Here is a 12,922-nt window from a genome sequence, read left to right as displayed (position 1 = left end):
CAAAAAAGTAGTATTTGAGGTAATTTATAAAAGAAAAAATTACACGGGCGTGTAACTTTTTCAGACAAAAAAAGAGCACTTGAAAAGTGCTCTTAGGCTTAAGCCTTAATCTTTATTCTCGTTAACTAAAATAACTTTTCGATGTGGGAATGGAATTTCGATATTGTTTTCATCAAGGGCTTTTTTAATCAGCTCTGGCACCGTGTATAAAATTTCGAAGTAGTGCTCGCCTTTACAAAAAGGTCTTACTAAAAAGTCTACCGAGCTGTTGTTTAGTGTTTCTACTTCAACAAAAGGAGCAGGGTCTTTTAGTATGTGTGGATGAGCCTCGAGCACGCTATCAATAACTTTGCGAACAGCGTCGGTGTTTTCATCGTATGCCACACCAAAGTGCATATCTACGCCGCGAATAGGATGATGCGAGTGATTAATAATTTGCGCTCCCCAAATTTGGCTATTTGGGATAATAACTTGCTGATTATCGAACGTTTGCAAAATTGTTGTAAACATATCAACCTCGGTAACTTTACCAAAGCGCCCTGCGGCTTCAATAAAGTCGTTTACTTTGTAAGGTCTAAATATAAGTAACATTACACCTGCAGCTAAGTTAGACATAGCACCTTGCAGCGCTAACCCAATAGCTAAACCTGCCGCACCTAATAGCGCAATTATTGAAGCTGTTTGCACACCAAAGCGGTTTAACACGGCAATAAATACAAACGCTAAAATAACATAGCGCGCCATACTGCCTAAAAAGCGAAACAGCGTGTCATCAAAGTGAGTATATTTATGGCATAAACTAATAATCATATTACGCACTTTACCCGCAAGCCATAAGCCTATTAGTAATATAACAATTGCCATTAGAGTATTTGTTGCCCACATTACTGCTGCAGGCAAATACTGATTTACATCAATATTATTTATTATCTCGTCCATTTTATTGTTCCTGTTAGACTGATTGTAAATATAAAAGCATATCAAACACTTTATATTAACTTTTAATTAACTAAATTACGAATTTTTACCTATTCGCTGTATTTGCCTTTCATTTTTATCACCAATAACAGTTACAAAAACAAATTAGTACATAAATTGACCGAAAATATTTTTTATTGCGTATATATTGTTCAATTTGTAAATAAAGCCAATGTGTTCTAAACCTTTAAGAGACACCTTGTTAAGGAGCGTTGTTATGCCAACAACAAATACGATTAATAAACACTCTGAATTTGCCCGCTGCATTGAATGCAATAAGGTAAACACATTTGCGGCTTTTCACTGGCTAGCACTGGCATTTAAAGACATGACCCGTGCGCCCATATTGAGCCTTATTTACGGGGTAATATTTACCCTTATCCCTGTTGCTATTGTTTACTGGGCAATGTTTACAGGTACATATTTAGTAATACTGCCTGCAACCGTGGCGTTTGCATTAATAGGCCCAGCCTTTGCGGCAGGCCTTTACGATGTAGCATGGGAGCTTGAAAAAGGCCATAAACCCACACTTAGCCACTCTATAAAGTCGATGTTTAGAAACCCAGTAGGCGAATGGGGCTTTGCAATAATGCTAATGGTTATCATGATTGCTTGGATGCGTTTAGCCGCGCTTGTGCATGCTTTATATCCTAGCCATGCCAATCCCACCTTTGAAGAGTTATCGGCGTTTTTAACGTTAGGCAGCATAATAGGAGGGGTATTACTGGTGACTGTATTTTCGCTTTCTGCTTTTGCTCCACAAATAATGATGGAGCGCCGAGTAGATATTATGACCGCTGTAATAAGCTCTATGAACGCTGTAAAAACTAACTTTGCCGCTATGGTGGTATGGTCAATTTGTATATTTGTATTGGTAGCTGTTGGTTTTGCTACCGGCGCCACGGGCTTTATTGTAATTATGCCTTTGCTTAGTTACGCCAGTTGGCATGCTTATATTGCAGTTATTAAAACCAAAAAACCTCGTGGTTATGAGTAACAACCAACCACTTAAAATTCCAACCACTCTGACTAAAAATAGCGCCAAAAGGCGCTATTTTTTTATCAGCCTAGCAAAGCAAGCTGTGCTTAAAATACCCAAATAGCATGTAAAAAGGGCTGGTTTTCTATTTTATTAGTCCCTAACTTGTTGTACCAATAGCGCCACTCTACCCCTACCATTAACTGCTGCGGGTTTAAATTAAAGTTTTGCCCTACATCCCAATGCACAGCGGGTTGAGCAAGCAACCACTCATTAACTTTATTGCCTAGTTCGTCATCACGCCCAGAAATATATTCTACGTGGCCGGTAAAATAAAATGCTTGGCTAGCTAGTGTAAAAGGAGCACCCCATGCAAGGTCTATAAAAATGCTGTTGTCTTGCTTGGCTAGCTGTTCTTTTTCCACGCCGCCGTTGGCATCAATGTAACCTGCAAATGTAGTTGTTAAAAAATCAAAGCCTGGGGCATCCCAGCTGAGCTTGATGCCTGGGGTGTACTTCATTAACCCCTCTTCACCGGCGTTTATACCAAACACTAAACCTGTGTCTTTTATTGCACCATAACGCACAGAGGTATCAAAGACTTTTGATAAGCTAAGTGTTGTGTACCACTCGCCATATATACCCGTATCTTGAAAACCATCACTAAGGCTGTCGTTTAAAAAGTCGATAAAAAAGTAGTTATCACCTAAGTCATGCTCTGAGGCATGCTCTATGGTGTAGGTGCGTGTAAATGACGACTCCCCGGTAAAGGGATTTAAGGCATCGCCAAAATTTGTGTGAAGCTGTGTGACGCTCCAATTTTCTGCTAGTGCTGAGTGAGACAAAAGCAGTATAGATGTTGTAAACAGTGTTTTTAAAAAATTCATGATTTATTTACATAACCCCAATTAAAATGCGGCGTGAGTATATCAGTGAGCATTCACCAACTAAAGAGATTAAATAAGTACAAAGGCTGATTTTTAAAATCTAAGCAGTAAAGCCCAGTAGCGCGGCTTTAAAAGAGCAGCGTTAGCCCTGTATAAAACACCTGAATTAATCATTACGCAGGTAATAAATAAGCACCTTTATATTTTGTATACCCTTGCTTAGCTTATTTACTGGGTTTTATTTAGAGGTTGTAGCGCATGCAATATTAAGCTGAGCTTTAAAGGCAATTTAATAACGGCGTGAATTGTAAGACTAAACACATTAGGTAGCTGTATTACACAGACTACGCCTTATTGAGCATAAACAAATTTCAACTCTTTCGATAAACAGCCACAGCTTTTTTACTACTGTGCACAATTTACAAAAATAAGTGCATAAAATTCATATTCTACGTCTCTCCCTTTTTAACCCTACGTACCCAATTAAAAATAAAGCATTATGTATCAACAACTTAAATAAATAAACTTGGTAGGCATAGGCTTTGCTTCATGTATTGCAAGTTAAATGGTAGCAATGGCTACATACAACAAATTACACAACGGGAGACATTATGAGTAACTCACAACACCCAATTGAATTTACAGCCCCAGGTATGGATAACGAATCAGCAAAAAAAACAATTGAAACACTCGATAACCGACTCGTAGCACTTTTAGACTTACAACTTACTTTAAAGCATATTCACTGGAATGTAGTAGGCCCAAGCTTTATTGGTGTGCATGAAATGTTAGACCCACAAGTCGATGCTATTCGCGAAATGACCGACACCATCGCGGAGCGTATTGCTACATTAGGCGGTACGCCACAAGGTACACCTAAGTCAATTGTAGATCGCCGCACATGGGAAGAATACTCATTAGGTAAAGCCTTTGTAGTAGAGCATTTAGGTGCATTAGACAAAGTATACAGTGGCGTAAACGCCGACCACCGCAAAGCCATTGGCACGCTGTCTGAATTAGACCCAGTATCAGAGGATATGATCACCAGCCAGCTAGGTGACTTAGAGCAGTTTCAATGGTTTGTACGTGCACACATTGAATCGTCTGCAGGTAAACTAAATCATTAATTTATTACCCACTTTGCCATACAAGGAATGTTAATAAGAGTTAAAGGACTAATAAAGATACAAGGAGACGTTACATAAGTAGGTACAGGATGAAGTGCAAACTACAAGGACCCGTTGCTTATTACATAAAGGATGTAGTAAATGCACCAAGGATGATTAAAGCTTGCTAACGGATTTGGTAAACCTACAAGGATTGTTAAAATACAAACGCCTAGCCATGCTAAGCGTTTGTATTTTTTACCACTTTAAAGCTTAAAACTATCCCAAGGACCAGTAATAGCCAACGTTTTAGTTGGCATGTATACATTTACAAACAAGGTTTGCCCGTCAGGTGAAAAACACGCCCCAGCAAGCTCTGTTTGCGCATACAATTTAGCAAAGTTATACACCTCTCCTTTGGGTGTCACCCCGCGTAAATGGTTATTCACCGTGTCTGTGTATTGATCCTCACATACAATTAAATGCCCGTTAGGTGCTACCGTTAAATTATCACCAAAGTTGTATAACGACTCGTTTGTACTTTCTACAAATAGTTGTATTTTACCAGGCTCATTTTGCTCTAACTCAGTGCCTTCGTTTTTTGAAGGTGTGTACTTCATTACCTGACCTAACTGCTTTTTGCCCCCATTAGTACAGCAAAAATAAAGCTCATTTTTACCCCAATGTATTCCCTCTCCTCGTGCAAATAAGGCTGCACCTTTTTTATAACCTTGCTTACGTAGGTCATCATTTGGGCTTTTAGGGTCTGTGAGCGTTATCCATTCAACTAAAAGGTCGCTGTGTAATGGCATGGCTGGTGAATCCCAATTTCGGCTATCAAACTGAGGTTGGTTTTTAATTACCATAGCTTGCAATGTGCCGCCTTTATTTAACTTACCGCGATGATGAGGAATAAACCGATAAAACAAACTATCGCCTCTATCTTCAGTTAAATAAACAATACCGGTTTGTGGGTCTATTGCGGCGGCTTCATGATTAAACCGGCCCATATCATATAATGGCTCTGGCTTAATTAGGCCTTTGGCGCTGGCTGGTACCTCAAAAATGTAACCGTGAGATTGAGACAAGCCATCGCTTTTATCCATAACGGTTTCTTCGCAGGTTAGCCAACTGCCCCACGGCGTTACACCGCCTGAGCAGTTTCTTATTGTGCCACACAGCGATAAATACTCTTGTTCGCGTTTTTGCTCTTTTAAGTTATAAATTATATGGCTAGTGCCCCCAGGCAAAGCTACACCATTTTTAAATGAATCATAGGCTAAGGGGGTTTTGTGGTTACTAATTAAATCAGATGCTTTATTAATGTGTTTAGGTTGTAGCTCATGGTTACGTATAAGGGCTACGCGTTCGTTATCTAATGCAATACAACCCATGCCATCGGCACGGTCGGGTACGTCTAAACCATCATCCATTTTATCGCCAAGTGCCGATATAACCCGATAACTAAAGCCTTTAGGTAAATCTAATAAGGCCTGAGGGTCGGCTATTAATGGGCCATAAGCAGGTAACTTTGTTGTTACTTCAGGTAAAGTAACGCTACCCATTGCGCTGCGCGATAAGCCAATAAACGCAAGCGAGCCTGCACTAAATAAAAACTCTCTTCTAGAAACCATTATTTTATTCCCGTGTTTTTTATTAAATCTATAGTAAAGGAAATAACTCGCTAGAAGTGCGGCGCTTTGCTAAATTCATCAAAATGTAATAATGTAACATTCGATCCGTACCAGATATCAGTTAATTCAACTTTAAATAATTGCCCTCACTGTTTAATAGTAGGATAGTAAGTTACTCAAATAACAACGGCTTAATTAGGAGTATCATGATCAAAGTATTACTAGCAACCAGCTTAATGGCCTCTTCATTCGCAGCTTTAAGTAATCCACTCACCGTTGAAGAACAACGTATCAGCAAAGCACAAACAGCTATGCCCACTGTGTTAAACGCCTTTAATAAAGAAGTAACCACCTTTGAGCAACAGTTTAAAGCGCTCAATAACTTTAAAGAGGCAAAGCAGCTCATTCAAACCTATAGTTTTGAGCTGTGGGAAAGCGCTAAGCAACGCATTATTAAAACTAACAATTACGACGACCGAGCACTTTACTGGGCGCGCTTGCTTTCAAGCAAAATAATACGTACAACCGCAACTAACGTTGAGCTATCTGACGCGCAAATAAATACGCTGCTAAGTATACTTGAAGAGGGCAGCCGAGGCCGCACCGATTTAGCTTTTTCATCAGGCAGTGATAAAAAAATTATACTGACCGGATTTGACCCTTTTTTACTCGACAAAAATATCAACCAAAGTAACCCATCTGGGGTCGCCGCATTGTTACTCGACGGCCAAGTTATTAATTACAATGGCGTTAGCGCCGAAATTAACACGGTTATGGTACCAGTACGCTACGAAGACTTTGACCAAGGTATAATAGAATCACTCCTTGCCCCCTACTACGCACTTAATAACGTCGACATGGTTGTAACGGTTAGCATGGGCAGAACCGAGTTTGATTTAGAGCACTTCCCTGGTAAACGCCGCAGCGTAACCGCGCCAGATAACGCCAATATTGTCTACGGCGGTACGCAAACAAGCCCTGTTATACCCAAGTTAAATGGCCGCCCACTACCTGGTAATGAGTTTGTAAAATTTAGCCTACCAGTAAGCGCCATGCAAAACGCCAAAGGCCCATATAAAGTAATCGACAACCGCGAAGTAACTACACTTGATAAAACCTTTAAAGCGGGCTCGTACGGCGCGCTTAAAAACAGTGTTGCGGTAAATGGCGGCGGGGGTGGTTATTTGTCTAACGAAATATCGTATCGTAGTATTCGTCTGCGTGATACGCTAAATTCGAGCATTCCTACTGGGCATATCCATACCCCGCGTATTCAACAATTTGAACCAGAAACAGAAGCCAACATAGTTAAACAAATTAAAGCAATGCTCACGCAAAGCTTAGTGGCATTATAATAAAGCTAAGTAATTAATATGCATAAAAAAAGGGCAATATTAATTGCCCTTTTTTACTTTTTAAACGTTAGCTCTTCGGGTAGTTAGATGGGAAAAACGCACGTTTGGCTTCTTCATCAAACTCTTTTTTAAAGGCGACATCGGTGCCAATTTTGCGTGCACGCGCAACCGCTGGGCGGCTATCAATGCTTTCAAACCAACGTTTTAAATTAGGGTATGGCGCTAGGCCTTCTTCACCAAGTACTACTGGCGCTTTATCAATCCAACCCCAAGCAGATACATCAGCAATGGTGTATTCATCACCCACTATAAAGTCGCGACCTTCAAGGTGTGCATCAAGCACTTCGTAATGGCGCTGCGCCTCACGCAAGTAGCGATTAACTGCGTAATCAAGCCCTTCAGGCGCCATGTGTCTAAAGTGTACACTTTGCCCAGAATACGGCCCAAGGCCCGATGCTATAAACATTAACCATGAAAGCATTTCGGCGCGATTCTCTACCTTACCTGCTAACTTACCGTGTTTTTCACTTAGGTACATTAATATAGCGTTCGAATCAAACACACGTGTTTCACCATCAACAATGGCTGGTGCTTTTGCATTAGGATTGATGGCTTTAAACTCAGGTGTGTGTTGCTCACCTTTTAAGGTATCAAGTGGCACAAGTTCAAACGGTAGGCCTGTTTCTTCTAAAAACAAAGCAACCTTCATTGGGTTAGGTGTATGGTGAAAATAAAATTTGATCATAAAACGCTCCTAAAAGTAGTAGCTACAATTAAACCACAACTTGAGCAGTCGTTCAAATAACATGTATTACTTAGCTAAAGTACTTAACCAAACAACTCACCTGCATTAACCCTGCCCCAATATAAATAAATGTAACGCGCGCTTCTTCTTGTGCCTTTTTAATAAGCGCTACCAAAAAAGTGACTACAATAATAATTACACTTAATGCTAAGCCATATAAAAAAGAGCCACAAAAGTGAGGTAAAACAGCAAGTAAACACGCAATAATTACTGCGCCATAAAAAGCTACAAGCATACGAACGTTAAACAATATCCCAAGCAATGCAGTTATAAGCGCAGACGCATATAAAATTACAACCTCCCTAGGCCATTCGTAACTTAGTGGATGTTTAAAATTAAAGCTTGTAGAGTTTAAACTAGTAACCGCAGACGAAGTCGCGTGTATAAAAATACTAACTAATAAAGCGCCGATAAAAAATGCAGCAAATGCCGAAACAGCACCGCCGCCTGTATACCCTGCTTTCTCTTTTTCTATCACTATAACCACAACACTCAGTGCCGCACTAAGCTGAAACCATTGCCAGTAATCGTTACTAAAAAGGGGGATTGCTGCAAAGCCAATTACGGGGACTAATATTTTGGCTTCTTCGTTTTTGTGTAATAAATAAAAAGCCATAATAGCTATATAAAACAATGCCGTTACATCAGGCATAAAATCTACTTCCTTTTAAATCTCAACACTATTTCTACATTTAGGGAATGCACTACAGCCAAAGAACGTATTTCCTATATTAGTACCTTTCTTTGCTTTACGTAGTACCATTTTCTCACCGCAACGTGAGCATATCTGAGTTTCTGAGCGTTCTTTTTTTGGCGCCTGCTTTTGTTCAATAATCGTTTTTACATGGCTTACATGTTGGCGATTTGTTTTAAAACTTGGTTTTAATTTTCCTCTTTCAATTGTATTTACTATATCGTTTTTAGTATTAGCACTAAGTACTCGCTCGGTTTTACTTTTAATGTACTCAATACCGCCGCGTGCAAATCTAACATTTTCAGGTAGTTTAGTTTTAAATGTGCTGTCGCCAATAAAAATAATAACCGAAAATAATGCGTTACTGTTTATACCTAAACACGACTCAAGTGTTTTTAAATGCTTGTAGTTTTGATGCAGGGGGTTTTGAAATTTTGATGAGTGTTTAAAAATTTTTTGTGTCCACATTTTTTGATTTGCTGAACCAAAAATCCAACCTTTCATGTTTTTAGTTTCCACCACAAACACACCAAACTCAGACACAATAATATGATCAATTTGCGTAGTACCATTTTCGATGCCGTTTTCAAAAGTAGGCAGTGTCACATTTTTAATTAATGTGTAATCTGCCTTATTTAAAAACAGTTTAATTAGCACATTAACTTGCCACTCTCCCATCGCTCCTTTAAACCAAGGTGTTTTAAAAACCCCAATACAAATAAACAGCGGTATAAAATACCAAAACTGGCCTAATAACGTGACCAAAATCGTAGAAAAATCCATATTTAGTTAATCCTTTAAGCTATACAAATGGCAATAATAGAGCCGCGAAATTTAACAAAAATAAACTAGCAGTACACGTAATAATGCACGTTCAATATTAAACACATTTAAGCATTGTTTTTAATATGCCCTTTCTAAGGCGTGTTCATTAACATGTTCAATTAGCTCAGGAAAAAATGCTAAAAATACCGCTTCTAACTCATGGTAGTTTTGCGCTATATCCTCAGCGGAACCTGCAAAGTTATTAGTAAAACGAATGCGTTTGGCTATGTTATCAAGCGCAAGCCCTACCCCTTCTATCGTTTCGTATTCTTTAAACCAATCGTTTGTAGTCATGCTGGTTACAACGTGCTGCATGCGCGGTGGCATAACTGCTATGCGCTCATTTAAAAGTGCGTAGCTGCTGCGTTTAAAATCATTTAAAGGATGTTTATTAAATTGCTGCCAATGCCTAATTAAAAAGTGATCAAACAGCACGTCAATCGCTACGCCCGCAAAGCGCTTTCGCTCGGGCGAAAAGTACTGTTTAGTGGTTTTTACTAACGGGTGTGAGTCGGTAAATTTATCCACTAAGTAATGGTTTTCTAGTGCACTTTTAACGCTATTGGGCAGGTATTCTGCGTGCCTGCGTCCACCAAAATCACCTAATAAATTGCCAAAGTGTGAATCGGCAGTTGGCTTTGCTAAGTAAAGGTGAGCTAAATAATTCAACGTAATCCCAATGGGTTTAAACAAACTTAATTTTGCCAAATAGTAACGCACATTTAAGCGAAACTCACACGAGTGTTTAGCGCGCTCCCTGAGTATTTACCTAACACTTTAGTTTGAAAATTATACAAACACTCTGTAAAGCCGTTGCACTCAATTCAACATTAAATATTTAAAATAGAATTATCAATCACTTAAAATTCAAAAATCGCTGGAATATATATTGCTACTTAGCGTATTTGGCACTCAAACATGTATAGCTCTTTTTATTAGTGAGTAGTTTAAAGGAGCATAACACATAGGTTAAATCAGTTATGGATATAGCTATATTTTTTAAGTCGTTACTATTACTGGCCTTTTTTTTAACGCTAGGTAATTTAATTAAGTACACATTTTTAAGGGGCTTAATTGTGCCCTCATCGTTAATTGCTGGCGTATTGGCTCTTTTATTAGGGCCACAATTACTTGGTGAGCATATTAATTTGTCGCTCCAAGGCACTAATTTATGGATAGATGAAAAGGTCACAAGCATATGGAAGGAGTTACCTGGGTATTTAATTGTAGTGGTGTTTGCAGGTTTATTTTTAGGTAAAAAAATACCTACAATTAAACAATCGCTAAATCAAAGCCTACCCAATTTAAGCTTTGGCTACAGCATTGCCATAGGCCAATATGTGGTGGGTATGATCACGGCATTATTAGTACTTGCCCCTTTATTTGATACCAACGAAGTTGCCGGCGCACTCATTGCGGTGGGATTTCAGGGCGGGCATGGCACCGTAGCTGGCTTGCAATCCACTTTTGAAAGTATCGATTTTGCAAAAGGTATGGACTTGGGGTTAGGTATAGCAACAATAGGCCTTATAAGCGCCATCGTGTTAGGGACTATTATGTCTAATCGCACCGATGGGGGCGACCAAGAACTTGAAATTAGCCACGACGAAAAAGTAGAGGTAAAAGACCGCCCGTTTGGCCTGCACTTTGCTATTTTAGGCACGGTTGTTATTGTTGCTTGGCTTATTCTTAGTGGCTTACAAGTAGCCGAAAAAAGCCTTTTTGCCGATTCATCGGTAAAAATACTTGAGTACATGCCTTTATTCCCCATTGCGATGATGGTGGGTTTAGTGGTGCAAATAGTGCTTAATAAATCAGGCATGGGTAACTTAATTAGTCACTATCAAATAAACCTGCTTTCTAACCTCTCCCTCGATTTACTAATAATTGCCGCACTGGGTGCGCTTAACTTATCGGTACTTGCTAAATATTGGCAAAGTATTTTAATTTTAGGCGCAGTGGGGGTTGCCTATAGCGCAGCTATTTACTTTTTCTTTGGTGGGTGGTTTTTCCCAAAAGATTGGAAAGTGAGAGGAATTGGCGAGCTTGGGCAATCTATGGGCACTACGGCAGTTGGGCTGTTAATGCTAAAACAGGCTACCTCAAACCCAAGCGAGCATATTCGCCCCTTTAGTTACAAACAACCACTTTATGAGCCTGTGGTTGGCGGCGGTATTGTTACTGCCCTTGCACTTCCTGCCATTGCTAATTTTGGGCCGTGGGCATTTACTATTATTATGGCGGTTATATTAGCGTGTGTAGTGGGTGGTTTTGCCTTTTATAAACGCCGTAAACACAAAAGCGAGTAGCCTAATTGCGCTATAAAAAAGCCGCTACAAATTTTGTAGCGGCTTTTTTATGCATTGGTTTTTTACTTGTACCAGTAACTAATTATTCGACTTAACCCAATTGCCATTATCATTTTTACTGTAGCTATTTTTAACTGCAGACCAAGCCACTTTATGCGCTGTGGTTTCGCGGTCGTCGTCGTTTTTTCTATCGCTTGGGTCCTCGTAGGTATCCCACGCGCTATTAAACGCCTCTTGATATATCTCTTGGGCATGTTTAGGTAAGTTACTTTTTACCGAATCCGGTAACTCGTTTGTGTTTTGATAAGGCATAAATAACCTCCGTATTACTTAATTACGCCGCACGCAACACGTTTACCGCCGCCACCTAATTTCTTGGGTTCGTCGGCATAATTGTCGCCCCCTTTGTGGATCATCACTGCGTGTTGTTTAAGCTGCTCAAGCTTGAGCCTTGGCGCTAAAACAGGCGATTTAGCTTCGCCACGCTCATTTACAAATAACGCAGGTAAATCGCCTAAGTGGCCATTACTCCACGGTTCATCGTGGTGTTTAGCGCTGTTAGGATCAAAGTGTCCACCAGCAGCACCGGCCGGTACAACTTTACCGTTTTTTTGCTTTGGCTCGCAGCTAGCATATTGATGAACATGAAAGCCATGCTGCCCAGGCGTTAAGCCTTTAAGCGCAGGGGTAAATACCACCCCGTGCTCATTTTCTGTCAGTGTAACGGTGCCAAGTAACTCACCTTGCCCCGACTTACTTACTGCATGCATATCAACATCTACATTCGCCAATGCGCTATTTTGTAGCATTGCAGCGGTAATTAATATGGCGCAAGCTGGTTTAAAAATACGTGCTACGCTTTTTTTAGCGGTTGAATCAAACTGTAAACAATTCATCGTGATCTCCTCATGTAGTATCAGGTTTGTAAATAACGCGACTGCTCAGTTATTAGGTACAATCTCTATACCAAGCTCACTGTAGGCAAAAAATTTCACCTGCGCTAAACGTAACGCATTGATTAAAAATAAAATAAACAAAGCTAGATAATTAACCACTACACATACTTAAAATTTACTGCGTGTTTTTGCTTAAACGCTATACAAAAACTAGTGCAAATTTACAAAAGAAATGACAACTTTACAGGCTTAACACGCCCACCCGCCTAATACTAAGTACCGCTCAAAACGGGTAAAAAAACAGCTTAAACGCTTAATAGTGCATTAACTAATACCGCGCTAAGCCAATAGCACAGCGCGTTTAATCAAAATACGCGCCTATGCAAACGATAAAATAAACCATGCTCACCACGCCTGCTGCGCTATCGGTATACTAATTGCTGAACATACTAGT

At 39.8% G+C, this 12,922-nt stretch carries 13 protein-coding genes; 4 read left to right on the top strand and 9 right to left on the bottom strand.

Annotated features, from left to right (window positions below):
- Positions 1-105 precede the first annotated feature (105 nt).
- The gene (locus tag MTF68_RS09015) at positions 106-939 is read right to left on the bottom strand and encodes a mechanosensitive ion channel domain-containing protein (protein WP_248462266.1); all 834 of its coding nucleotides are present in this window, start codon (positions 937-939) and stop codon (positions 106-108) included.
- A gap of 256 nt (positions 940-1,195) precedes the next feature.
- Between MTF68_RS09015 and MTF68_RS09010 the strand changes: the two genes are divergently transcribed.
- Complete coding sequence (locus MTF68_RS09010) at positions 1,196-1,975, top strand: DUF2189 domain-containing protein (RefSeq protein WP_126008131.1); 780 nt, start codon at positions 1,196-1,198, stop codon at positions 1,973-1,975.
- An 89-nt stretch (positions 1,976-2,064) separates the two neighbouring features.
- Here MTF68_RS09010 and MTF68_RS09005 read toward each other — a convergent pair whose 3' ends face one another.
- Positions 2,065-2,844 (bottom strand): nucleoside-binding protein, encoded by a 780-nt coding sequence (locus MTF68_RS09005; RefSeq protein WP_248462265.1) that lies wholly within the window; start codon positions 2,842-2,844, stop codon positions 2,065-2,067.
- A gap of 611 nt (positions 2,845-3,455) precedes the next feature.
- Between MTF68_RS09005 and dps the strand changes: the two genes are divergently transcribed.
- Positions 3,456-3,971 (top strand): DNA starvation/stationary phase protection protein Dps, encoded by a 516-nt coding sequence (gene dps / locus MTF68_RS09000; protein ID WP_004587573.1) that lies wholly within the window; start codon positions 3,456-3,458, stop codon positions 3,969-3,971.
- Positions 3,972-4,216: 245 nt separating this feature from the next.
- Here the strand turns inward: dps and MTF68_RS08995 are convergent, their stop codons facing one another.
- Positions 4,217-5,584 carry an alkaline phosphatase PhoX gene (locus tag MTF68_RS08995; protein ID WP_248462264.1) on the bottom strand — a complete coding sequence of 456 codons (1,368 nt, stop codon included), beginning with the start codon at positions 5,582-5,584 and terminating at the stop codon, positions 4,217-4,219.
- A 206-nt stretch (positions 5,585-5,790) separates the two neighbouring features.
- Here MTF68_RS08995 and MTF68_RS08990 point away from each other — a divergent pair, with 206 nt between their 5' ends.
- A complete protein-coding gene (locus tag MTF68_RS08990) occupies positions 5,791-6,939 on the top strand; it encodes a hypothetical protein (protein ID WP_248462263.1) in 1,149 nt (382 codons plus the stop codon).
- Positions 6,940-7,006: 67 nt separating this feature from the next.
- Here the strand turns inward: MTF68_RS08990 and MTF68_RS08985 are convergent, their stop codons facing one another.
- The 4 genes from MTF68_RS08985 to MTF68_RS08970 all read right to left on the bottom strand — a co-directional run bounded on the left by MTF68_RS08985 (position 7,007) and on the right by MTF68_RS08970 (position 9,932).
- Positions 7,007-7,684 (bottom strand): glutathione S-transferase family protein, encoded by a 678-nt coding sequence (locus MTF68_RS08985; protein ID WP_029773027.1) that lies wholly within the window; start codon positions 7,682-7,684, stop codon positions 7,007-7,009.
- 70 nt (positions 7,685-7,754) lie between these two features.
- Positions 7,755-8,396, bottom strand: a complete 642-nt coding sequence (locus MTF68_RS08980) for a hypothetical protein (protein ID WP_248462262.1) — start codon at positions 8,394-8,396, stop codon at positions 7,755-7,757.
- A gap of 15 nt (positions 8,397-8,411) precedes the next feature.
- Positions 8,412-9,221, bottom strand: coding sequence for an NERD domain-containing protein (locus MTF68_RS08975; protein ID WP_248462261.1), 810 nt, complete (start codon positions 9,219-9,221; stop codon positions 8,412-8,414).
- A 120-nt stretch (positions 9,222-9,341) separates the two neighbouring features.
- Positions 9,342-9,932, bottom strand: a complete 591-nt coding sequence (locus MTF68_RS08970) for an ACP phosphodiesterase (RefSeq protein WP_248462260.1) — start codon at positions 9,930-9,932, stop codon at positions 9,342-9,344.
- Between the two features lie 311 nt (positions 9,933-10,243).
- Between MTF68_RS08970 and MTF68_RS08965 the strand changes: the two genes are divergently transcribed.
- Positions 10,244-11,572, top strand: a complete 1,329-nt coding sequence (locus MTF68_RS08965; RefSeq protein ID WP_248462259.1) for a sodium:glutamate symporter — start codon at positions 10,244-10,246, stop codon at positions 11,570-11,572.
- Positions 11,573-11,650: 78 nt separating this feature from the next.
- On the opposite strand, the gene MTF68_RS08960 is transcribed toward MTF68_RS08965, so the two are convergent.
- Together MTF68_RS08960 and sodC are read right to left on the bottom strand one after the other, a co-directional pair.
- Positions 11,651-11,884, bottom strand: coding sequence for a ChaB family protein (locus MTF68_RS08960; protein ID WP_121637933.1), 234 nt, complete (start codon positions 11,882-11,884; stop codon positions 11,651-11,653).
- Positions 11,885-11,898: 14 nt separating this feature from the next.
- Positions 11,899-12,468, bottom strand: a complete 570-nt coding sequence (sodC, locus tag MTF68_RS08955) for a superoxide dismutase family protein (protein WP_095206637.1) — start codon at positions 12,466-12,468, stop codon at positions 11,899-11,901.
- Positions 12,469-12,922: the final 454 nt, after the last annotated feature.

This window comes from Pseudoalteromonas sp. 2CM37A, from assembly GCF_023161885.1.
Taxonomy (GTDB): domain Bacteria; phylum Pseudomonadota; class Gammaproteobacteria; order Enterobacterales; family Alteromonadaceae; genus Pseudoalteromonas; species Pseudoalteromonas atlantica.
The sequence above is the reverse complement of the archived record's forward strand: the minus strand, read 5'-3'. Positions and strand labels throughout refer to the sequence as shown.